At 70.1% G+C, this 294-nt stretch carries 1 protein-coding gene; it reads left to right on the forward strand.

Annotated elements, in window-relative coordinates; all coding sequences use genetic code 11:
- A partial coding sequence (locus AC6H42_RS15335; RefSeq protein ID WP_497548423.1) for a hypothetical protein occupies window positions 1-294 on the forward strand: 294 nt, incomplete at both ends.

Below are 294 nucleotides of genomic sequence, written 5' to 3' on the forward strand. Positions count from 1 at the left end.
CTGAGCAGCACCCAGGTGGCCGGCCTGACCTCGCGCCAGATCGCCGCCCTGTCGACCGCCAACCTGGCCGCCATGGAAACGGTGGACTTCGCCGCCCTGAAGACCGCCACCATTGCCGCGCTGAGCTCGGCCCAGATGGCCGGCCTGACCTCCTCGCAAGTGATTGCGCTGACCACCGCGCAAGCCGCGGCGCTGACCTCGGCCCAGCTGGGCGCCATGGAAACGGTCGACCTGGCCGCGATGGAAACGGTGGACTTCGTGGCGCTCAAGACCAGCGCCATCGCCGGCCTGAGC

This window comes from Massilia sp. NBRC 108631 (assembly GCF_059704565.1).